21 protein-coding genes are annotated in these 20,265 nt (G+C 52.1%); 6 read left to right on the forward strand and 15 right to left on the reverse strand.

The annotated features are described in order from the left end of the window. Nucleotides 1-5 precede the first annotated feature (5 nt). Together ATW55_RS01905 and ATW55_RS01910 are read right to left on the reverse strand one after the other, a co-directional pair. Entirely contained in the window at nt 6-830 is an 825-nt protein-coding gene (locus tag ATW55_RS01905) for a long-chain fatty aldehyde decarbonylase (RefSeq protein ID WP_067711495.1), read from the reverse strand. 104 nt (nt 831-934) lie between these two features. Continuing rightward, nucleotides 935-1,228 (reverse strand): hypothetical protein, encoded by a 294-nt coding sequence (locus ATW55_RS01910; protein WP_067711498.1) that lies wholly within the window; start codon nt 1,226-1,228, stop codon nt 935-937. Nucleotides 1,229-1,377: 149 nt separating this feature from the next. On the opposite strand from ATW55_RS01910, the gene ATW55_RS01915 reads away from it, so the two are divergent. Next, a complete protein-coding gene (locus ATW55_RS01915) occupies nt 1,378-1,674 on the forward strand; it encodes a DUF3243 domain-containing protein (RefSeq protein ID WP_235586953.1) in 297 nt (98 codons plus the stop codon). Between the two features lie 163 nt (nt 1,675-1,837). Here ATW55_RS01915 and ATW55_RS01920 read toward each other — a convergent pair whose 3' ends face one another. The 5 genes from ATW55_RS01920 to ATW55_RS15985 form a co-directional block, all read right to left on the reverse strand. After that, the gene (locus ATW55_RS01920) at nt 1,838-2,521 is read right to left on the reverse strand and encodes a metal-dependent hydrolase (RefSeq protein WP_067711500.1); all 684 of its coding nucleotides are present in this window, start codon (nt 2,519-2,521) and stop codon (nt 1,838-1,840) included. Nucleotides 2,522-2,566: 45 nt separating this feature from the next. Beyond that, nucleotides 2,567-2,908 carry a YlbF family regulator gene (locus ATW55_RS01925; RefSeq protein ID WP_067711503.1) on the reverse strand — a complete coding sequence of 114 codons (342 nt, stop codon included), beginning with the start codon at nt 2,906-2,908 and terminating at the stop codon, nt 2,567-2,569. A gap of 88 nt (nt 2,909-2,996) precedes the next feature. Then, complete coding sequence (locus ATW55_RS01930) at nt 2,997-4,145, reverse strand: HD-GYP domain-containing protein (RefSeq protein ID WP_160327142.1); 1,149 nt, start codon at nt 4,143-4,145, stop codon at nt 2,997-2,999. 346 nt (nt 4,146-4,491) lie between these two features. Beyond that, a complete protein-coding gene (locus ATW55_RS01935) occupies nt 4,492-5,013 on the reverse strand; it encodes a DUF5317 family protein (RefSeq protein WP_067711510.1) in 522 nt (173 codons plus the stop codon). Between the two features lie 391 nt (nt 5,014-5,404). Next, nucleotides 5,405-5,809: a hypothetical protein gene (locus tag ATW55_RS15985; protein WP_153004979.1), complete on the reverse strand. Its 405-nt coding sequence runs from the start codon at nt 5,807-5,809 to the stop codon at nt 5,405-5,407. Nucleotides 5,810-5,956: 147 nt separating this feature from the next. Here ATW55_RS15985 and tkt point away from each other — a divergent pair, with 147 nt between their 5' ends. Both tkt and tal read left to right on the forward strand, forming a co-directional pair. Then, nucleotides 5,957-7,975, forward strand: coding sequence for a transketolase (tkt, locus tag ATW55_RS01940; protein ID WP_067711513.1), 2,019 nt, complete (start codon nt 5,957-5,959; stop codon nt 7,973-7,975). Further along, nucleotides 7,972-9,063, forward strand: a complete 1,092-nt coding sequence (gene tal, locus ATW55_RS01945) for a transaldolase (RefSeq protein WP_067711516.1) — start codon at nt 7,972-7,974, stop codon at nt 9,061-9,063. The genes tkt and tal overlap by 4 nt, the downstream gene beginning before the upstream one ends. Before the next feature lie 94 nt (nt 9,064-9,157). On the opposite strand, the gene ATW55_RS01950 is transcribed toward tal, so the two are convergent. Beyond that, the gene (locus ATW55_RS01950; RefSeq protein WP_067711519.1) at nt 9,158-10,561 is read right to left on the reverse strand and encodes a purine-cytosine permease family protein; all 1,404 of its coding nucleotides are present in this window, start codon (nt 10,559-10,561) and stop codon (nt 9,158-9,160) included. A 232-nt stretch (nt 10,562-10,793) separates the two neighbouring features. Between ATW55_RS01950 and ATW55_RS01955 the strand changes: the two genes are divergently transcribed. Next, a complete protein-coding gene (locus tag ATW55_RS01955) occupies nt 10,794-11,624 on the forward strand; it encodes an FTR1 family iron permease (protein WP_067711523.1) in 831 nt (276 codons plus the stop codon). Nucleotides 11,625-11,686: 62 nt separating this feature from the next. Further along, nucleotides 11,687-11,863, forward strand: coding sequence for a DUF1540 domain-containing protein (locus ATW55_RS15620; protein ID WP_082685450.1), 177 nt, complete (start codon nt 11,687-11,689; stop codon nt 11,861-11,863). A 62-nt stretch (nt 11,864-11,925) separates the two neighbouring features. Here the strand turns inward: ATW55_RS15620 and pstA are convergent, their stop codons facing one another. The 6 genes from pstA to ATW55_RS01985 all read right to left on the reverse strand — a co-directional run bounded on the left by pstA (nt 11,926) and on the right by ATW55_RS01985 (nt 17,637). Next, on the reverse strand, nt 11,926-12,813 hold the full coding sequence (gene pstA, locus ATW55_RS01960) for a phosphate ABC transporter permease PstA (RefSeq protein WP_235586954.1): 888 nt from the start codon (nt 12,811-12,813) through the stop codon (nt 11,926-11,928). Nucleotides 12,814-12,819: 6 nt separating this feature from the next. Beyond that, nucleotides 12,820-13,809, reverse strand: a complete 990-nt coding sequence (pstC, locus tag ATW55_RS01965; RefSeq protein ID WP_067711527.1) for a phosphate ABC transporter permease subunit PstC — start codon at nt 13,807-13,809, stop codon at nt 12,820-12,822. A gap of 11 nt (nt 13,810-13,820) precedes the next feature. Further along, complete coding sequence (gene pstS, locus ATW55_RS01970) at nt 13,821-14,945, reverse strand: phosphate ABC transporter substrate-binding protein PstS (RefSeq protein WP_067711530.1); 1,125 nt, start codon at nt 14,943-14,945, stop codon at nt 13,821-13,823. A gap of 167 nt (nt 14,946-15,112) precedes the next feature. Next, nucleotides 15,113-15,964 (reverse strand): phosphate ABC transporter ATP-binding protein, encoded by an 852-nt coding sequence (locus ATW55_RS01975; protein WP_235586955.1) that lies wholly within the window; start codon nt 15,962-15,964, stop codon nt 15,113-15,115. A gap of 84 nt (nt 15,965-16,048) precedes the next feature. Then, nucleotides 16,049-16,771, reverse strand: a complete 723-nt coding sequence (locus tag ATW55_RS01980; RefSeq protein ID WP_067711533.1) for a response regulator transcription factor — start codon at nt 16,769-16,771, stop codon at nt 16,049-16,051. 221 nt (nt 16,772-16,992) lie between these two features. After that, entirely contained in the window at nt 16,993-17,637 is a 645-nt protein-coding gene (locus ATW55_RS01985; protein ID WP_336433207.1) for a SpoVR family protein, read from the reverse strand. Nucleotides 17,638-17,732: 95 nt separating this feature from the next. Here ATW55_RS01985 and ATW55_RS01990 point away from each other — a divergent pair, with 95 nt between their 5' ends. Next, nucleotides 17,733-18,782: a LacI family DNA-binding transcriptional regulator gene (locus ATW55_RS01990; protein WP_067711537.1), complete on the forward strand. Its 1,050-nt coding sequence runs from the start codon at nt 17,733-17,735 to the stop codon at nt 18,780-18,782. Here the strand turns inward: ATW55_RS01990 and ATW55_RS01995 are convergent. Next, nucleotides 18,736-20,217, reverse strand: coding sequence for a gluconokinase (locus tag ATW55_RS01995; protein ID WP_067711540.1), 1,482 nt, complete (start codon nt 20,215-20,217; stop codon nt 18,736-18,738). The two genes, ATW55_RS01990 and ATW55_RS01995, sit on opposite strands and share 47 nt — an antisense overlap. Nucleotides 20,218-20,265 lie beyond the last annotated feature (48 nt).

The following is a 20,265-nucleotide window of genomic DNA, read 5'->3' on the forward strand; positions in this document are numbered from 1 at the left end:
AAACCCTAATCCTCTGTCATTCCCATTTCTTCTCGCCACGCCGTCTCTTCACGCTCAAGCGTTTCAAGCGCCTCCGCGCGCGCTTCAGGTTCGAGTCCCAACGCGTGGATCTTTCTTCGAATGTCCTCTTCTAACTCTTGCATGAGCGCGTACCCGTCAAACCCCACGTTGTACGCATCTTTGGAGAGAGATCCCAACATTTGGTGCATGATAACAAGCAAGTCGTCGCGCATCTCTAGCAGTCGATCCCGCGTTTCATGCGGCATTTCATCAACCTGGCGACCGATATAGTGTTCCGCAAAAGCTTGGTGGCGTGCCTCATCTCCAATGATGCGAACGGATAACTTGCCAAAAAGCGTATCAGGGAACTGCTTGCGAAACATTCCATAAAAGTTTTTGGCGAATAAATCACTGATGAGAATGCCAAAAAGCCAATCCAGTCGGTGCCGCGACTTTAAAAGTCGGTGGTGATAGCGAAACATCTCGCGCAGTTCACGCAGTTCGAGGGGTCTTCGATCGAGCAGTTTGTAGACGCGCGTCAGCATTTCAAAATGGCGCGCTTCATCGAGCATAAATGTCGTGATGTAAAGCTGAGCGCTGGTCTCTCTCGCCGCCGCAAAATGCGCAAGCACCGTCGACGCGCCAAGCATTGCCGTCTGTTCGCCAAGGTACACTGGCGTCAACACACGCGCAAACGAGGTCGCCTCAGACGCGTCAAACCGTGTTGGCAACGTCCAATCAAACTCGTCTGCAGACCACTGACCCTTTACTCCCTTTTGAAATAGGGACAGAATCGGATCATCTGGCGCTAAATCAGGATAAATTTGCATCCCTGTGGTCCTCCACCCGGAAACCGTCGCCACGCATACGCTCTACGTAGCTCATCAACTTGAGAATAGCGCATTCCAGGACTTGGGGCAACCGGACACCTGTTTCAGCCTGTAATGCGCGTTTTGCGATCATCAGGCTGACGCGCGCTACGCTCTGCACTTTTTGGCAGTCGCGACACGCGAGTCGGACGAATTTCGCGTTCACGCCGCACATCCGCGAGATTCCAGAGATGCGCGCCAATAATTAGCCAGGCAAACAAAAGCCACCCCCACGCAAAGTACGCACTCGGCTGAAAACCTGTAACGTGAAGGCGGGGAGCCGCCATGATGACGATGCCAATACTGATGATAAAAAGGATCAAAGAGCCAGCTTTTCCTGTCGGTCTCGTGATTTTCACTTTGTGTTTCCCTCCACCTCTTTACAGACAAGCTCACCCTTGACTCTATGAAGGATTGCCAAGCGATATTCGTCTCGGGGATGCACCTGTATAAGATTGTCACGGGCGACAGACACTAAAAGGGCATTCGAACAGCGAGGAGGAAGATGATGGATATGCAAATGGGCCAGGGAATGAATCCCGAATCCTACATCGACGATTTCAGCAAGTGGAAAGAGTGGCTTGGGGATCGAGTCAATCAGGCGCACGCTGTAGGCATGTCGGATCAACAGCTTGAAGAAGCAGCCGTTCGCATGGGCTCTTATCTGGCGGAAAAGGTTGACCCTGCTAATCCACAAGAAAGGCTCCTTGCGCAAATGTGGAATGTTTCACCAAAGGAAGATCAACGGGTGCTTGCGAGAACAATGATCAATCTCGTCTCAAAGGACCAACAAACGAGACACTAGTCGTGTCGTTTTTCAAGCGCTGCCATCGCTCAAGACGATCAAAAGGCGTCCCCCTTCCCTGATATTGACGGAAAGAGGGACCCCAGCCTGATCGATCACGCGCGAAAAAAAGACGCCCGTCATCCGTGTTGTCCAGGGATGTGGGCGTTTTTTTCGCGAACAGTTAAATTTCGACAGACTGTCCAGGTTCGAGGATGTATGCGTGAATGCCATGCCGCTCGACAGCGTGTCCAAACGCCTGTCCATCCTGCGCGATGAGCGGGAAGGTGTTGTAGTGTACAGGCAAGACAGCCTTCGGATGAAGCCAGGTCGCCGCCACCACCGCGTCTTCGGGTCCCATGGTAAAGTTGTCTCCGATGGGAAGCACGGCAAGGTCAATCTCATTCATGTCACCGATCAGCTTCATATCGCCAAACAGCGCAGTGTCACCCGCGTGATAGAGTGTCTTTCCGTCAGCAGTGAGCAGGATCCCCGCCGGATTGCCGCCGTAAAGGATGCCGTCTGGCGTTTCGATGCCTGCCCCGTGAAACGCGAGGGTGTACTTCACTCTCCCAAAATCGAACGTGTGCGAACCGCCCAAATGCATCGGATGAACCTGGATGCCTTGCCCCATCAACCAGGCGGCGAGTTCAAACACGGCTACGACCTGCGCGCCTGTCCGCTTCGCGATTGCCACCGTGTCGCCCACGTGATCGCTGTGCGCGTGCGTCAAGAGGATGACGTCTGCCTCGACCTCCTCCGCAGTAACCGACGCGGTGCCGTTTCCAGTAAGAAAGGGGTCGAATAGAATGCGATGGTTTTCCGTTTCGACAAGAAGTGCTGCGTGACCTAAAAAGGTGACTTTCATTCGAGTACCTCCGTATTTGATTTAGTCAGTTTTGAATGACGAGGCTTAGCGCGTTACCGACACATCCAAAAAGAGATCACCGAGAACCTTCTGCACATCCTGCATGAGAACGCTCAATTGATACTCTGCCTGAAGATATTCGCGCACTGGCTGATGCATCTGCAGAATCTCATACAGCTTATGTAACCCTTCTTGCTCTTCTGCTGTCGGCTCCTGTCCGAGAATGCGTTTTTGCTCGAATTGAAGCTGCTTCAAATGAAAGTCATTCAACATCTCTTTCGCTTTTTCATCCGGTTCGATCTTTTCTTTCGCCGCTTTCATCGCACGAAACCCTTCCGATTCACGGATCGCGCGGGCAAGCTCGTGTGCGCAGTCGTACGGATTCACGGGCATCCTCCTTATGAGATGGATTCAACCCCATTATACACCACCGCATACTACACGCGATCCCGTGGACCCCCACATTCGCCGCGCCCTATTCGTCCGTCGCAGCCGCCTCGCCCTGTCCACTGAGGAAACGCCTCACGCCAGTTGGATTCTCACTCGAATCCTGGTCGAACACAGGCCCCTCACCCAAACGCCCTTCACTCATGAGGCGCATCTCTTCCATGTGTCTCAATCGTTCATCCAGACGAGGGTTCGTCAAACTGATCTCTTCGAGCGGCTCGACGTCACTGTTTGGCGGTTGATCCCCGTACCCAAGTTCCAGCAGTTCTTCCTTTGAGATGCGGTCGAGCACTGCGACAAACGAATCGACCACACCCCGGTCAAACTGCGTGCCGCCTCCCTCCAGCAGCCTTCGTTTCGCCTCAGCAATCGGCATACCCTTGCGGTAGATGCGGTTTGACACCATCGCGTCAAACGCATCCGCGACGCTGACGATGCGCGCGATGAGCGGAATTTGTTCCCCCTGCAACCCGTCCGGATAGCCGCGACCGATCATCCACTCGTGATGAGAGCGCACCGCGTGAAGAATCGTATCACTCGCGACTGCGTCCAGAAGCATTTGATGACCAATCTCCGGATGCATCTTCATCTGGGCCCACTCGTCGTCCTCTAATTTCCCCGGTTTCAAAAGCACCGAGTCAGGCACCGAAATCTTCCCCACGTCGTGCAATAGACCGCTGAAATAGACCTCTTTCTCATCCGGAAAGCCGCCGACCTCCGCCGCGATCACCTTTGTCAGTCCAGCAACTCGCCGTGAGTGCCCCGCCGTAAACGGATCGCGCTTATCCACCGCCATCGCCATCGTCCGAATCGTCGCCTCATACTGCTCCTCAAGTCGATGTGCATAGTTCTCGATCGTCTTCGCGTCTTTGATCTGGCGGTTCAGCATCGCACGGATGAAAAAGAAAAGCGCAAACGGCACCACCGTCGACCAAATCCCGTATTTCGCGTAAAGCAGCGCCCACACCACGCCGAGAAAGGAGAGCGACAGTTCCGGCGCCCAGATATTCAAGATGTGTTTTTTGAAGCGCTCCACTACTCCGTCTTTATTCAGTGAATATATTACAACGAAAAAAATGATATAATGCACAACAAGGTATACACATGCAGCGGCAATTGCAAACACTGCCCGATAGCTTGGATTACCAGCCGAGAGATTCCAAACATCATTCGCCATGTATCCACTCACACACACATTGAAAATATTTAAAAAGAAGTACCCCTTCCTCATCACATCGGTGATAACCAATAAAATTTGCTCAAAGGTTTTTATTAATATAAACGGAAAAATACCAAGTTGAAGAATAACAAAAATATTTAACATTCCAGTAAGACTTAACATAAAACCATTGCTATTGAATGTAGGGCTAATTCTCATCAACAACGTGATCGCAAAAAACGCAGCTGTCCAATACATGACGTGAAGCTCATTCGTATAGTTCAAACCATTATAGATCATGTAAAGTGAAATAATTGTACTAAAAACTGTAAGCACAGTCCGGAAACTAAGGCGCATCCAATTTTCACAACCTCTTGTTCTCATAAAATAGTGGCTTACCCATCACTCTTTGCAAAAGCATGCCAATGGACAATGCGATCAAAAAATCGCCAACACTGTAGATTGCTCTGTAGGGAACACTCATATAAAAAATATCTGCAAAATAAGGAAACACTGTTTTTCCCGTAAGAAATTGGTGCCACTGCGTATGTTGCTGAAGCAAATCAACTGTCAGTTTGTTCATCGCTGCAACGTGAATGGTGGGCATTGCACCGCCGTTCAGCCAGATCTCAATTGCGTTCATCGCAACGCCAACCAGTGCAAACCGCAGCTCCACGATCTTGTAATTCAAATACAGAAACAACAGAGCCACCGCGTATGATAGATCAACCAAGGCGATCTTCAGCACAGGAAACACAAAAGAAACGAGTTGCAAACCAATAGAGACAAGCAGCAACCGTTTCCACACGAAATTCGGGAGGATCAACTCCCTGCCACCCCGGATAAATGCAAAGATTACCGCGAGTCCAATGACGATCAGTTGCAATGGCGCACCCCTTATAAGAAAACACCTCACAATCTCGAGAGGTGTTTTGGTGTTGCATTAAATAACATATGAATCCGCTGAGGCCACCAAAACGAGGGCGACAACTGTTGCTGCCGCGATCAATTTCTTTTTCATGGTGGAAAACTCTCCTTCCTTCTGGGGCAAAACCTGAAAATGTACTGCACCCCACAAAGAAGGATGGATGCGCTATAAGCTCCGCGACCGCCCAAGCGCCCATGTTACAGACGGTGCATCAACGAACCTCAGCGTAACTGCAATGCTAGATTACTATATTCGTTGAGCGAATACCATACATTTTTGTCCTCAAGCCGACAAAAATGATGGAAAACTTACGTAAAACCGCCTAAATCGACGCAATAAGCGTTTAGCATCAATTCCAGGTCACAACTCCTGTACTTGTGTTATAGGTGCCGATCCCTAAATTGCTTTTCAAGTCAACGATGACGGTCTTAAATCCAGTAATTTGTATCATTCCGGCTCTTGGTATTGCAGTACTCTTCAAAGCCAGATTATTACTTAGATCAAAAACCAATAATACACCTGTTGTCGGATTTTCGACTTCGTTTCCAGACCAGACAGTCCAATGTACTCGATCTGTATAAACCTCGGACGATAGATTGTACGGGGCTACAACCGCTGCATTAGGTAAAGGCATCTGATTTGATGAAACAAGTGAATAAATAGGATTCGCAAGTGAAGAAGGCAATTTCGGATCTGCTATAGCAGGAGTGTATCCCCTACCGCCAGTATCCTTACTATAACGACTTTCACACACAAAGCATCACCGATTTTTTCATCGTTCTGGTCTGACCAGCCCCTACGCCCCATCCTCACCGTCCCGCCTCGCGATAGCGCGCCATTTGGTGCATAATAGGGAAAAAGCTCCTCCATCTCAGTTCGTTCGCGAAAGGCGGTCACCTTTATGTCAGCATCGAGCATCGATGCGCTTTCCATAAACACCATACGAACCCTTTCCATCGATAGCGTGGAAAAAGCAAACAGCGGCCACCCTGGTCTGCCCATGGGCTCCGCGCCGATGGCCTATGTGTTGTGGACGCAGTTTCTAAAGCACAACCCCGCAGACGCGGCGTGGCCCAATCGCGACAGGTTCGTGCTCTCGGCAGGCCACGGCTCCATGCTTCTCTATAGCTTGCTTCATTTATTTGGCTATGGGCTCACGCGTGAAGACCTGATGCAGTTCCGGCAGTGGGGCAGCAAGACGCCTGGCCACCCGGAATTCGGTCACACGCGCGGCGTCGAAACGACAACCGGACCGCTTGGGCAAGGCATCGCAAATGCCGTCGGCTTTGCGATGGCAGAGCGCTTTCTCGCAGCCCGCTACAATCGCCCTGAACACGAGATCATCGATCACATGACTTACGCACTCGTCGGCGACGGCGACCTCATGGAGGGCATCTCCTACGAAGCCATGTCGTTTGCCGGGCATCAGAAACTCGGCAAACTGGTCGTGCTCTACGATTCCAACGACATTTCTCTTGACGGACCAACCGACATGGCGTTCACCGAAAACATAAAACTCCGCGCCGAAGCCGCAGGCTGGCACTACCTCCGCGTGGAAAACGGCGATGACGATCTCGACGCCATCGCGCGCGCCATCGCGGCGGCCAAAAACGATCCTCGTCCTTCCCTGCTCGAGATCCGTACAACAATTGGCTACGGCAGCCCAGGTCGCCAGGGCACCTCCAAAGCGCACGGCAGCCCGCTTGGCGCGGAAGAAACAGCCCTCGCCAAAAGATTTTATCAGTGGAACGGGCAAGAGACGCATTTTGTGCCAGCCGAAGTGACCGCGCATTTTCAATCCATCGCAAAGCGCGGCGCAGAGGCGCAGGTCGCGTGGGAGGCACGCCTTGCCGCATACGAAAAGGCCAACCCCGAACTCGCGGCTGAATTAAAACTCACATTGTCAGGCAAACTTCCCGCCAACTGGGACGCCGACCTGCCCACGTACGCCGCGGATGCGAGCGGTTATGCGACACGCCAGATTTCTGGCGCCGCGCTAAACGTCATCGCAAAGCGCGTTCCCACACTTTTTGGCGGTTCGGCGGATCTTGCCGGATCGAACGAGACGACGATGAAAGCCGAGTCTGTGTACAGCGCCGCGAACCCCGCCGGGCGAAACGTCTGGTTTGGCGTGCGTGAGCACGCGATGGGCGCGATTCTAAACGGCCTCGCACTGCACGGCGGAATCCATCCCTACGGCGGGACATTCCTCGTGTTTTCTGACTACTTGCGCCCGTCGATCCGACTCGCCGCACTGATGAAACTGCCCGTCATCTACGTCTTTACGCACGACAGCATCGGTGTTGGCGAGGATGGACCGACACACCAGCCCATCGAACAGATCGCAGCGCTTCGGCTCATCCCAAACCTCTTGCTAATCCGCCCCGCAGACGCCAACGAAACAGTCGCCGCGTGGCATTATGCCATGGCGCACCGCGATCGACCGGTCGCGCTCGCGCTCACGCGACAAAAACTGCCAGTTTACGCCGGTTCTGATCAACGCGCGCGAGACGGTGTCGCACGCGGCGCCTACATCCTCAAAAATGAGACAGCGACACTACAGGTCCTTCTCATCGCGAGTGGCTCCGAGGTCGCGCTTGCGATGGACGCGCAGAAAACGCTTGAGGCAGAAGGCATCGGGGCGCGCGTCGTCAGCATTCCTTGCCCGCAACTCTTTCTCGAACAGAACGCCTCCTACCAGGAAGAGGTACTTCCTTCTGCAATCCGCGCGCGCGTCGTCATCGAGATGGCCCATCCCGCCGGACTCGCATCCTTTAAAAAGGATCACGGTGTCTCCATCGGCATCGACCACTTTGGCGCCTCCGCCCCGGCTGCGGTGCTCATGGAGAAGTTCGGTTTTACGGCAGAACACGTCGTTTCGGCTGCGAAAACATCTTTACAGGAGGCGACCCGCGCGTGACGACACTGCACGAGCTTCACAAGCTGGGACAGAGCGCATGGCTTGACTACATTCGATCAGACTTGTTTACAACAGGTGAAATGAGCGCACTGCTTGAGCGCGGCGTGCGCGGGATGACGTCAAATCCCACGATCTTCGAGCAGGCGATCGGCCACAGCGACCTCTACCGCGCTAAAATAAGCGCATTGGCAAGCCGCGGAAAGAGTGCGCAAGAGATCTATGACGCGCTTGTCTTTGCTGACATCAAGGCGGCGGCGCAAAGCCTGCTCCCGCTCTACGAAGCGACCGATGGTGAGGATGGCTATGTCAGCCTGGAAGTTCCGCCCGCATTTTGTGACAATCACAACCAAACAGAGGCAGAGGCACATCGCCTTGTGCAACTGTTGAACCTTCCGAATCTCATGATCAAGGTCCCAGCGACGCCAGAAGGGCTTGTCGCGTTTGAGAACCTGACCGCAGACGGCGTCTCGGTCAACGTGACGCTGATGTTTACACTAAGCGACTATGAGGATGTCGCAAACGCGTACCTGTGCGGACTTTCGCGCAGACTCAAAAACGGCCAGGCGCTGCGCACTGTTTCATCCGTCGCCAGCGTTTTTGTCAGCCGCATCGACGCGGCAGTCGAGAGCCTCAAGGGCGATGCCCTGCCGGACTTGCTCAAAGGGAGCGTCGCCATCGCTAACGCGCAGCGCATCTACCAATCGTTTCAGGAAATCTTTGAGGGCGATGCATTTGCAGAACTACGCGCCAACAGCGCGCGACCTCAACGGCCGCTCTTTGCATCGACAGGCACAAAAAATGCCGCTTATCGGGACGTTCTCTACGTCGAAACGCTGATCGGGCCGCACACCGTGAACACGATGCCGCCTGCCACCCTGCGCGCATTTCTCGATCACGGTGTCGTCAAGCGAACGCTGGATGAAAACCCCGCACATACGAAAGAGATTCTCGACGCGTGTGCCAGTGCCTCGATCGATCTTGACGCGATCGGTCGCGATCTCAAGAAAAAAGGGCTTGATGCGTTTACTAAGTCTTTTGACTCTCTTATGGAGACCATCGAGACAGCGCGCACCTCATCCCTCTCTTGACATAAATGAACATCGCCACCTGAATGGCCACCTGCGACAAAAAGCCCAGATCGAAATGCGATCTGGGCTTTTGTGAGAGAAGTGAAGGGATGGGCTACGCGACCGATGCACCCGCTTTTGCGGTGGAGCGGCCAATCGCCGAGAAAAGACCGTAGAGGATCGCGGCCACCACGAAGCTTACATAATAAGAGATGTCACCGATATGCGGATACTTGGCGGCGATAAAACCTACATACATCGCCTGATTGAAAAATGGGACAGAAGCGAGAAACCCAAGGATAAATGCCCAGAGCCCCGCACCAAGCGCCCGCTGCTTCGAGTAAAAAGACGACACGTTGTCATCGCCGCGGCGATAAAGAAAATAATCCATGAGGATGACCGCGACCCACGGGCTGACCCAATAGGATAGGACGTAGAGGAAGTTGCTATAGTTCGTGTAGTATCCGCTGCGGCCACCGATATAGGAAAGAATTCCCCCGAGCACGCCAATAAAGAGTGTGACAATCCAGCGTTTAGGCGCAATCGCTTTTAGCCACTGCGTGTCAATGGCGAGTAGTGACAGAGAACCCGAGTAGATGTTGAGCACGTTCGCTGTAATGGTCCCAAGAATGATCGCGAACATCGTGATCACGACAAGGGCGTGCGGCATGAGTCCTGAGACCAAGTCAGTCGGAACTGCGATACTTTTCACAGAGGCGAGTGCCGCCCCGAGAAGTTCAAGCCAAATGCAAGGAATGGTGTTTCCAAGAAATGCGGCCCAAAATGCGCTCGATCTTTTCGTCCCTTTTGGCAAGTAGCGGCTATAGTCAGAAGAGTACGTCATCCACCCCATGATATAAGAGAGTGACGCGCCGACCGATAGAATAAAGGAACCAGCTGTGCCACTGAACAATGGCGCTTTCACATTTTCTGCAATGTTAAGGTTGATATGACCGAAAGCATAGAACGTTACGATTAAGAAAACTGCGGCAAGAATAAGTGCGGATACTTTTTCAATCCAATGGATCATGTTATGGCCATAGATGCTGACTGCCGCCTGAAGCACAATCATAATCAGAAGGTTTGGCACAAAGCCAATCGGCAAAAGCCACTGCAAGGCGTAAACGCCAAGCACGGTATTCACAGCATACCAGCCGACACCTGCGGCAAAGTTGATAATGGATGGGAGAAAATTGCCGTAAAACCCAAACGCGCCGCGCGACTGAATCAACTGTGGAACACCCCAACGGTATCCAAATGTCGTCAAGAGACCCACAACGACTGCGCCGAGCACTGTACCGACCGCTATAGCCCAAAACGCCTGAGAGAGACTCATTCCGAACAACCCGACCGATAGCACCCCGACGGTGAGTGTCGCAAACTCCAGGTTCGCACTGAACCAAAGCGTAAACAGGCTGCGCGGTTTTCCGTGACGCTCATTTTGCGAAATTGGTTCAATCCCATGCGGTTCAACATGAAGAACCTCGTCACCGTAATACTCTGACGTCAATGTCGACATAACAGCCTCCCCTTCGTATCGATGCCTCTCTTTTCATCTTACGTAACTCTGCGTAAGAGTCAAGCAAAAACCCGAACGAACTAATCTAAAACACAATTTAATGTTCGCCTTTTTCCATTTTTCACGAAATCGTCGCACACAAGAGCTTGTTAGTCTGTACTAACATAGACCATTAGGTTATAGTAATAACCGAACGTGATCCACAGCGAAGACAAACACAGGGGGGCGTCACGTGCTAGGATCATTCTTGATTTTTTTTCGCGAAGCATTTGAGGCGTCCATGATTTGTTCGATCATGTTCGCCTACTTGCGCCAAATCAACCGGCGTGATCGCTTCCGCGACGTCCTGATTGGAGTCTTTGCGGCAATCATCCTATCTATAGGTGTTGGCATCGCCATTTTTCTCACGATTCACGATTATGCCGGGACAGCGCTTCAGACGAAAATCGAGAGCTTCACCTATCTCATTGCCGCATTGATTCTCACGTACATGACGTTTTGGATGAAAAAACAGAGCCGTTTTCTAAAGCGGGACATTGAGCAAAAAATGTCCGCCGCCTTTCAGCATGGCATGATGTGGTCTATCTCACTCGTCGCATTCATCACCGTGGGGCGAGAAGGGATTGAAACGGTTGTCTTTATGATTGCCATCGCGTTTCAAACCAAACCAATCCTGCTCATAAGCGGGGCAACGCTTGGACTTTTCGCGGGCCTCTCTCTTAGCTATCTCATTTATGTGGCAGGGCGAAGAATCAACATGCGTCACTTTTTTACAACCATGGGCACTCTGCTCATGCTGTTTGGCGCAGGACTCCTGTCAAATGCCGTTGAGGATTGGCAGCAGTTGGGGTGGATCCCCCTTGGCGTTCACCCACTGTGGAACACCTCGTCCTGGATCAATGAAAACTCGACGTTTGGAGATATCCTGCACTCCTTTTTTGGTTACGCCGCCAATCCTTCCGCGCTTCAGGTTGCCATCTATCTCGTCTACTTGGCAGTGATGGTTTATGCCTACCTGCGCAAAGGATCAAGTAAATCCAAGTTGACAGTCACACCTTCCTAAGATCAAAAAATGCGTATGAAGTTCCTTCCCTTGGCAACGCTACCTTTCAGGGGGTGGTTGCAGTGCCAAGCGCAATCCGATGTGTAGTCGATGAGTGTGTTTACAATGAAAAGCTTCATTGTACGGCAGCGTCGATTCTCGTCAAAAAAATTGGCAATGGAATCGTGGGCACAGAGCGCGGAACGTGTTGTGACACCTTCTCGTATCGGTCCCCAGATCACAAGCCGGACCATTCCTGACACGAGAAGACAGCCTCCGAGAAAATTCTCAGGGCTGTCTTCTGTCATCTTTATATACCACTTTAGCCTTTTACTTTCGGTTGCAGCAAACGCGCGAGAATGTGAAGAATGACCACGAGGAAGATCAGCAATAAAGCTGCCGTGTACGCCAATTGATGCGCGGATGCATACGGTTCATTCAAATACGTCCACACGACATACGTCAAATATCCGATCGGGTTCTTCGTCAAGTGGAGGGTCGGGTTAAAATTCGACCAGCCGGCCGTGTAGATGAGCGGCGCCGTTTCTCCGAGCCCGATCGAGACGGCAAGAAGCAGGCCTGTCACAATACCTGGTGTCGCGGGGCGCATCACTACGGTTCGCAGCGCTGAAAAGGGTGTGAGTCCAAGCGCCAGAGCGCCTTCGTAGTAACTCTTTGGAACCTGACGTATGCTCGCCTCTGTCATCCGCACGATATAAGGAAGTGTCAGAATGGACAGACTGATCGAGCCGGCGAGAACTGAAAAGCCCCAGCCAAACGTCTGCACCATCATCGTATAGCCAAAGTAGCCAATGACGATCGACGGAATTCCCGCAAGCACTTCCGCGACAAAGCGAAAAACGCGCGCGACGCGATCCGACGCGAATACCGCAAGATAGATGCCGCCCAAGATGCCCACAGGACCTGCAAACAGCGTGCTAAAAAAAATGAGGTCAAGTGTCCCCAAAATCGCGTTTTGCAGCCCTCCCGTAATCCCCGACGTTTGCGTCGTGAAAAGGGAGAGGGAAATTCCCCCCGCGCCTTGTCGCACCACAGAGATCAAAATATCGAGAACGACCATCACGACAAAGAGCAAGGCGACAATCGACAGCGTCCACGCCATTCTGGACGCAAATTTTCGAGAGTAACCGCGCACCGATAGCGACGCCTGTGCGGGCGATCCCCCGTCTGTTCCTAGATTCAATGACACCGCGCGTCACATCTCCACATGCACATTTTGACGTCCCATCGATACGAGCAGCCGTGCAACCAGATTGGTAATGACTGTAATGACGAGAAGCGTAAGAGCAATAAATGCCAAGGCGTGAACCGACATCGACGTAAAATCTGTCAATGCACTGTCCAAAAGCGCCGCGATCGTTGAGGCCATGGTCGAGATTGGGCTGTATAAATTGTAGGGAAGATAGTTGGCCGCATCGCCGCTCACCATCAACACGGCCATCGTCTCGCCGAGCGCTCTGCCAAGACCGAGCACGATCGCCCCAAAAATCCCCCGTTTTACAAACGGATAGGCTACAAAGCGAACGGATTCAAAGCTGGTGAGCCCGAGCGCGTGCGCACCTTCGAGCGAGAGAGCCGGAACCTGCATCAGCAAGTCGCGCGCCGTCGCTGTGATGATAGGGACAATCATAATCGCAAGCACGAGCCCACTCGTCAAAAGACCAAAGCCCGTTCCCACAGGCCCCGCCAAAAAAGGCATTGTGTGTCCGAGTCGCGTCAAGAGCGGACCAAGTTTGAATTCGATGAAGGGAGAGAGCGTTTCGACACCCCACAGACCGTATACCACACTCGGGATACCCGCCAGAAGTTCGAGCAATGGCGAGAGAACCCGTTGAATCGGCTTCGGCACTTTGTAAACCAAGGCGAACGCGGTCATCAGCGCGAAGGGAACGCCGATGAGCAAGGCAATCAGGGATGAGCCAAGCGTCCCCACAATAAATGGAAGAATGCCAAAACTCGCGCCTGGCGCCGCCTGCACGCCATTATGCACAATCGGGTTATTCGCGTACATGTTGCCCATGTTCCATGTGATGCCCGTAAAAAAGGAAAAACCCTGATAACGAATCGCCGGTATCGCATCGTGAATCAATACGATAAGAATGAACAAGAGAATAAGGAAGGGACTACTGGCCATAACGCCAGTAGTCACCCGGAAGATAGGAGATAAAAAACGCTCCCGTTTCACTCGATGACCCCTTACCCGTGAATTTTTGCGATCTGTTTGCGGCTAAGTGGCGCGATCGAAGCTGGTAGCGGCAGGAAGTGAACCTTATCCATAAACACTGCCTTGTTGCCGCCTTGCGGACTGATCGCCCACGACAAGAGGTTCTTCACGGCAGCTGCCGTCGCCGGATTTGCCTGCTTCTCGTTGATAATCGCATACTCATAGTTGATGATTGGATACGAGTTTGCGCCTGGTGCGTAGATCAGCGAGATTCGCTCGTCCGCAGGTGTCTTGCCGATCATCATGCCTGCAGCGGAAGCGATCGTGCTTGGGTTTGGAAGCAAGAAGCGACCCGCGCGGTTTTGAAGTGCCGCCTCACCCAATCCAGCCTTAAGACCGTTGTTGAGCCAGCTGATCCCTACGTACGCGATGCTGCCAGGCGTTTTGCTTGCAAGTGCCACGACACCGTTGTTGCCGTTTGCACCAAGCGCACCTTTAATCGACGGCCAGCTGACGCTCGTTCCGTACTGAACAGAATTTGCCCATGCAGCATTTGTATCCGTCATGAATTGCGTAAAGAGAAATGTGTCTCCGCTGCCGTCCGTACGGTGAATCGGCACAATCATCCAGTGCGGAAGCTTTACGCCCTTGTTGAGGGATTGAATCTGCGGCGCATTCCAGTAGCGAATCTTGCCGAGATAGATCTGTGCAATGACGTTGCCTGTCAGGTGGAGATGTACGCCTTTTTTAACGCCCGGAATGTTATACATGATCTGTTGCGCAGAGATGGCCATGGGAATGTTGAGCATCCCAGGGTGTTGCGCCAGCAGTTGATTACTCATATACGCGTCGGATGCGCCAATCTGTACAGTGCCGTCAGAAGCTTGCGAAATCCCTACGCCGCTTCCCGTACCGGCAGTTGTCAGCAGCACTTTCGAATTCACATGTTTATAAACAGGTACCCAGAGTTGAAAAAGTGGCCAAAGCAGTGTGGATCCGGTCTCTTGAAGGTGGACAACAGGTCCGCTCGCGTGTTTTACACTGTGCTTTACGACATTCGTTTTTGCAAACGCCTGCCCTGCACTACCCATCATCATGGCTCCAACCGTAAGCGCACTCGCAATCGCGTACGCCTTTTGCTTCCAATTCTTTTTCAATTTGACAACCCCCGAAACGTGGATTCATAGTTTGCGTCACGCAAATCTATGATTTCATCCTACTTTGCTCACGTAAAGCTACGATGTGATCCACGTAAAGGAATCGTTAACATACGTTAGCGATTTGTGTAATTCTAACCAGCCCGCAAAAAATCGCTCAGTCGATTTCAGCTTACATGCTCTTCTACATATACCTTTGTCCGCTCGTCTTTTGGCGCCGTAAAAAGCTCCATCGTGTCGCCCCACTCGATGAGCTCCCCCGCCTCCATAAAGGCCGTGTGATGCGCCACCCGTTTGGCCTGTGCCAAGTTATGCGTCACGAGCACCAGGGTCATCCGCTCGGCAAGACGCACAAACAGCGATTCAAGCAGACGCGTCGATTTAGGATCTAGCGCCGACGCCGGTTCATCAAGCAAGAGGATCTTCGGTTCAACCGCAAGCGCGCGCGCCAGACAGAGACGCTGCTGTTGTCCACCCGACAAACTGGAAGGCGACTGATGGAGCCGATCTTTAATCTCGTGGAGCAATCCCACTTCATCGAGCATTTCTTCCGCGATTTCGTTCCGCCGTTTTTTCGGAATCCCAAAGAGTCTAAGCGCAAGCGTCACATTGTCAAGAATGGACATAGGAAAGGGGTTGGGGCGTTGAAAGAGCATACCGACAGATTTGCGGAATGTCTCCACATCTTTGAGACTGCGCACGTCCTGCCCAAGAATCTGCACGGTTCCTTCATGCCTGAACCCAGGCGTTGCATAGCTCATTCTGTTGAGCGTCCGAAGAAGTGTCGTCTTGCCGCAACCTGAAGGTCCAATCAACGCAGTAATCTGGTTGGACGGAATTTTTAGCGTAACTTCATTCAAAACGCGTTTGCTTCCATAAAATGCGGTGAGTCGGTCCACATGGATGATCGGTTCATGAGCGTCTCGCACAACATCAAGCGTTTGCGATCGAGCGACTGTAGACACCGCGCCCACAGAATACGAGCGCATGTCGCTCATGAGTGAAACGTCGTTTCCCACGCAAGTTCCTCCTTAAAGGGGTGAATACTAAAACTATAGCAATTGATTGTAAAGATGGCGTAAAGATTCTCCATAGAATTGTATCTATACCATTCTTTTTTGATCCGACGGAATCATTTTGGCGAGTCGATACCCCCGATGATGCACCGTTTCAATCTCATGCGAACGCATGGCCACAGCGTCAAACTTCTGTCGAAGCAAAGAGATCTGCATCGCAAGCAAATGGTGATGCACAATCTTCCCCCACGCCGCGAGCATCAGCTCTTCCCGCAAGACGACCGATCCCGGTTTTTGAAAAAGCGCTTTCAACACCTGGACCTGCACAGGTGTAAGGCGAATTTCATAGCGGTCGATGAGACACTCCCGTTCATTGACACGCAGCTTCATATTGCCCAATCGCATTTCTCCATCCCGCGGCTCAAAAGGCCTGTTCACGCGATGCCGACACTGGCTCAGGGCCTGAATCCGCAAAACCATTTCGCGAACATGCACAGGTTTTGTCACACAGTCATCTGCACCCAATTCGAGTGAAAGGATCCGCTCCATCGCGTCGTCCATCTCACTCAGCATTAAAATCGGCACGTGAAGCTGCGCTGTGCGCACGCGTTTTAGCAGTTCAATTCCATTCATACTCGGCAAGTTGCTATCGATGACAAGCACGTCAAAGCGCGTCCGATCAACCATAAGGCGAGAAAGCGCGTCTTCACCGTCACTTGAAAACTCTGTCGCAAATCCCTCTTCATGAAGTGCAAAATAAAGCTTGTTGTATAATCTTTCATCTCGGTCTGCAAACAGGATTCGGTTCATCGAGAGCTGCCTCCATAAAACACCCATGATTTAACGTCATCATAGATCGGCCGTGTTAACGCTTTACAGTCGTATCTTGAAGATTTTGTAAAGAACAGCGTAAATCGCTCCAAAAAAAACACGCCTTTTATCAAGGCGCCAAAACACGTTTCTTTAACGAGTGAATCCATACCCAGCTCGACCATTTCTTAGAGAAGGCCGGATAGGTCAAAAAGCTTTTTTCAGAGAAACTTCCTTGTCGTTTTTCTCCCGTCATACGAAAAAACAACCGCTCTCCCTTCCAAAACGCTCTCCAAGTGCACGGTGCGTCCCCAAAGTTTATAGACGGAGGGCAGCGTTTTCTCTGTGTACTTCACGTCCAACTCGTTCCCTTCGTACGCGTGAAGCAAGTACAACTCGCCTGTGAGCTGATAGTCGCCGTCCACCACGTGCAGAAGTGGATATCCTCCGTTAATTCTTGATTTCCAGATCTTATCGCGAACCTTCTCCCAGTCAGTCTCGACGATCCGCCACTCATTCCCGACCTTTTGATAAAGATAGAGATCAAGTTCCTTGACCAGTTCCTCCGTGAGGTAGTTGCGAATAAAGGAGGTGTCAGATTCCATCTCCCGCACCTCAAACATTTTCTCTCTGCCCTGCCCCTCGCGAACACCAAGGCGCTCTTTCATTTCCTTTGACGGGTGATCATAGCGCTTCTCAATGTCTTCCCAAATCTTCAGACCGATCAGATACGGATTGACTGAAGTCTTTGAAGGGAGAACCACGCCCGCATGCGTACGCGCAAAATCGAGCGACTCACCGTCTGTCAACTCAAGTTCTCGCATGATACGCAAGTGCCAATACGTCGCCCAACCTTCGTTTCGCAAAGTTGCCTTCTTGGATTGTCCAATTTTCACTGATGAATGTTCACTTCATGGTAAAATTGACGTGTATGATGAATGGATTTTAGGGAGCGCATATCATGTCATCAAAACGAATCACAATTCAAGACGTCGCCCGCGCCGCAAATGTATCCGTAACGACCGTCTCCCGATTTTTAAACGCTCGCTATGAGGCGATGAGCAAAGAGACAAAACTGCGAATCGAGCAAGTGATTGAAGAACTGAACTATCAACCGAATGCATTGGCGCAAGGTCTAAAAGGTAACCGCAGCCGAATGATCGCCATTGTTGTCGTCAAGTTGAGTTACCCTTTTTGTGTATCTCTCATTCGCGCGCTTTCCAACACACTTACACCCGCAGGGTATAACGTCGTTGTCTGCGAGACAGAGGGAGATCCCAAGCGTGAAGCCGACGTGCTAAAGACGCTGCTCGGGCAACAGATCGACGCAGTGGTGATTCAAACCAACGGGGACAATCTCGCAGAACTTGAAACCATCTCAAAGTCAGTGCCAGTTATTCTTGTCGATCGCAAATTTATGCTTTCGCACGCCACCCATGTCTTGACGGACAATTACGAGGCATCATTAGAAATGACGAATCATCTATACGCAGAAGGCTATCAAGAAGTCTTTTATATAACAGAAACCCCAAACGCCATCTCGACGCGCAGCGAACGCATGCAAGGTTATCTCGATAGTTCATTGCGCTGCCACCGCCCCCCACATGTTGCGATCGTCCGCCGCGGCGACGACACGTCAATGCGGTTGGTCGTCGAACGCATCAAGGAAAGCGTTTCAAAAGGATCTGTTGCGCTTTATACAGCCAACGCCTTGATCTTTCACGAAATTTATCCCCTCCTGCACCATGTAGGTTGGACGGCTCCAAAGAAACTGGGGTTGGCCACATTCGATGAACCGGATTGGATCAATTTGATCTCACCCTCTCTCACGCGTGTTCGGCAGCCCGTGTCTGAGATGGGGACGTGGATTGCAAACCTGCTCCTTCAACAATTCAAGACGGGCTATGAACAGCCTGCTGAAATGCATGTCGAGATCCTTCCATCTGAACTGATCAAGGGTGAATCTACGCGTTTGGGTAGAGAAGACGGCACAGCCTCCGATACTCTTTAAAGCGAATTTGCAGAGCACCCACGCGCTCCTCTTCGGGTTCAATCCTCTCAGATGGTTCGCCGCACTTTAGAGGGCGCGCGAATGCATCCGTGTCGGCCGCAAGCAGAATCGCGCCAATCGTCGACGCATCTTCAAGCGCCTGTCGCGCTACGGGAACGCCGAATACATTCGCGCACAATTGACAGATCCACGGTTCATCAAACAGCTTCCCCGATACATACACCTGCTCTGGATATCCCGTGCTGGCAGCGAGCTGATCAATCAGCCACTTTGCATTGTAGATCATTCCATCGATCGCCGCTCTCACCAGATGAATCTTGCGATGCTCCAGATGAAGTCCAATGAACGAGGCCCTTGCTTCTTCATCCCAAAGCGGCGCCCGCTCGCCCGCCGCATACGGCAGACAGATCAAATCTTGAGGTTCCAAGTCTCCCGCCTCACGCAAGAAAGCTGCCAATTTACCATCCGCGTATCCTTCACGATCATCCCCGCACAACAGGCGCATCAGCCACTCAAGAATCACCCCGCCGCTATTGCTTGGCGCCCCGACGACAAACCGGCGGTCATCTAACCGATAGCAAAATGGACGATATTGATGATCTGTGATCTTTCGGTCAGCCCCTGATCGCACCGCCATGCTTGTCCCGACCGTCAATACCATCTTTGACGCATCTGTTACGCCAAGCGCCAAATTCGCAAGCACTCCATCCGTACTGCCAATTGAAAACAGAGTATCCTCAGAAAGACCCGCCGCCTGCAATCGGGCCTCGCGACATCCCGCTTTGCGATAGGATGTGAAGACAATTTGCGATAGTTGCGAGCGGATAATCCCAGCCAACGCAAGCGCATCCTCATGCCAACAACGGTTCTCCACATCATAGAGTCCTGTCGCCCCAGCCATCGATTCATCGATCACCCACTCGCCAAACCAGGCATGCCAGATCCACTCTTTAACCGAAACGAATCGGTGGCCCGTTTTCAACAATTGCGGCTGCGTTTCTCGCAACCAAACCAATTTGACAAGCGGGGACATCGCGTGAATCGGTGTACCTGTCACTTCATAGACCCGCTTTCCAATCGGTGACCCCCACAGCGACTCAGCCTGTCTTTTGGCGCGCGTATCCATCCAAGTCATCGCCTGGGTCAGTGGCTCCCCCGCCTCAGAAACGATCATTACACTGTGCATGGCGGCACTGAAACCAACTCGCTGCACCAAAAGGTTTTCCTTCGCCGCAGCGTGAAGCGCCGACTCGAACACCTCATGCAGCGCGTCGCGGATTTCAAACGGATCCTGCACAGCCCGCCCCGTCGCATCATGGCTCGTCGAGATTTTTTGCGCCGCTTTAAAGCGCGTCACACCCGATTGATCGACCATGAGTGTCTTGACGGATGTCGTCCCCAAGTCCAGTCCAATGATGCAAAATTTTTCATCCATAAAAGCGTTCACACCTCAGGTCATTTCGCACAAATACGCCGAGATAAC

It is taken from the genome of Ferroacidibacillus organovorans (assembly GCF_001516615.1).
Taxonomy (GTDB): Bacteria; Bacillota; Bacilli; order Alicyclobacillales; family SLC66; genus Ferroacidibacillus; species Ferroacidibacillus ferrooxidans_B.

Bases quoted from the DNA above. Each gene is read 5' to 3' on its own strand.
- ATW55_RS01905 (WP_067711495.1), bottom strand. From the start codon at position 830: ATGCAAATTTATCCTGATTTAGCGCCAGATGATCCGATTCTGTCCCTA.
- ATW55_RS01915 (WP_235586953.1), top strand. From the start codon at position 1,378: ATGGATATGCAAATGGGCCAGGGAATGAATCCCGAATCCTACATCGAC.
- ATW55_RS01920 (WP_067711500.1), bottom strand. From the start codon at position 2,521: ATGAAAGTCACCTTTTTAGGTCACGCAGCACTTCTTGTCGAAACGGAA.
- ATW55_RS01930 (WP_160327142.1), bottom strand. From the start codon at position 4,145: ATGGCGAATGATGTTTGGAATCTCTCGGCTGGTAATCCAAGCTATCGG.
- tkt (WP_067711513.1), top strand. From the start codon at position 5,957: ATGTCAGCATCGAGCATCGATGCGCTTTCCATAAACACCATACGAACC.
- ATW55_RS01950 (WP_067711519.1), bottom strand. From the start codon at position 10,561: ATGTCGACATTGACGTCAGAGTATTACGGTGACGAGGTTCTTCATGTT.
- ATW55_RS01980 (WP_067711533.1), bottom strand. From the start codon at position 16,771: ATGAACCGAATCCTGTTTGCAGACCGAGATGAAAGATTATACAACAAG.
- ATW55_RS01990 (WP_067711537.1), top strand. From the start codon at position 17,733: ATGTCATCAAAACGAATCACAATTCAAGACGTCGCCCGCGCCGCAAAT.
- ATW55_RS01995 (WP_067711540.1), bottom strand. From the start codon at position 20,217: ATGGATGAAAAATTTTGCATCATTGGACTGGACTTGGGGACGACATCC.